Annotated in this window: 2 protein-coding genes; both read right to left on the reverse strand. The window is 72.4% G+C overall.

The features are described from left to right. Nucleotides 1-502 (reverse strand): FAD-dependent oxidoreductase (locus G6022_RS16390; RefSeq protein WP_182692045.1); only part of this gene is annotated, 502 nt, incomplete at its 3' end. Between the two features lie 17 nt (nt 503-519). Then, nucleotides 520-1,161 (reverse strand): TetR/AcrR family transcriptional regulator, encoded by a 642-nt coding sequence (locus tag G6022_RS16395; protein ID WP_182692047.1) that lies wholly within the window; start codon nt 1,159-1,161, stop codon nt 520-522. Nucleotides 1,162-1,343: the final 182 nt, after the last annotated feature.

Below are 1,343 nucleotides of genomic sequence, written 5' to 3' on the forward strand. Positions count from 1 at the left end.
CCAGGATCCGCGCGCCGGGCAGCCTGTCGGCCCGCGTCCCGGCGAGGCGGGACAGCAGCGTCCCGGCGACGAACCCCAGTCCGGGGAGCACCGCACCGAGCGGCGGTGTGTCGCGGAAGACAGGGACGACCTGGGCGAGCGGCCGGACGAGGTGGGGGGCGGTGCGGTCGAGCATGATCCCGCGTTCGACGGCCGAGCGGCGGGCGATGCCGACGTTGCCGGTGGCCAGGTACCGCAGGCCGCCGTGGGCGAGCTTGGACGACCATCGGCTGGTGCCGAACGCCAGGTCGTGCGCCTCGAGGAGCACGGTCTCGAGCCCGCGGGAGGCGGCGTCGAGGGCGATCCCGGCGCCGGTGATGCCCCCTCCGATCACCACCAGATCCACGGGGGTGTCGCGGTCACGCAGTTCGGCGAGCTCACGAGCCCGACGGGCGGCGGACAGTGCGGTGGTGTGGGCGGGCGTGGTGTGGGCGGGCGCGGTGTGGACGGGCGTGGTGTGCACGCGATCGCTCTGACCGGTCATAGGCCGAGGTACCCCCTGATGAGTAGGTTCAGTTCGGTCCGCCAGGTGGACGGGTCGAGCGGCGGGTCGGCGAGTGGGGCCGACAGGACCAGCCCCTGGACGGCGAGGAAGAGCATCGTCGCGGTCCTGTCGGCGTCGCGCCCGGCCAGCCTGGGGTCGCTCGCCACCGCCTGCGCGAGCAGTCCGCGGAGGACGTCGATGAGCCGGCGCTGCGAGGTGCCGAGCCGGTGGAAGACGTACTCGGAGAGCATCTCGGACTCGTGCCTGCGGAACGCGTCCAGCAGCGGGTCCGTCCGCACCTCGTCCGCGAACGTGCACAGCAACCAAACGAGCTCGTCCGCGTCGCCGGGTGCCGAGTCGGGGAGTGCTGAGCCGGGCAGAGCCGAGCCGGGGAGCGCGGGATCCACCCGCTCGACGACCGCGGTGAGCTCGCGGGTGAGCAGGTCGGCGAAGAGGGCGGTGATGTCCGGCCAGTGGCGGTAGAGGGTTGTCCGTCCCACCCCGGAGCGACGGGCGACCTCGACCATCGTGGTCCGCGTGGCACCGATCTCGAGGATCGAGTCGCGGGCGGCCGTGAGCGCGCGGTCGCGGGTGGCGGCGGTGCGGTCGGTCGACAGTGCCGGGGCGGACGAGGTCACCGGAGCTCCTGACTGGCGCGCGGCGCCCTTGGCGATCGTCCGGGGGTCGGGTACCCGTCAGTGCGGAGATCGTGGAAAACGGAACAGATTGAGGTTTACTGTTCCAGTATGAGCGACATGACTTCCTCTGACAACCTTCCGTTGCCGCCCATGGCCCTGTCCCGGTGGGGCACCGAGGCCGA

Source organism: Dietzia sp. Cai40, assembly GCF_014145165.1.
GTDB lineage: Bacteria > Actinomycetota > Actinomycetes > Mycobacteriales > Mycobacteriaceae > Dietzia > Dietzia natronolimnaea.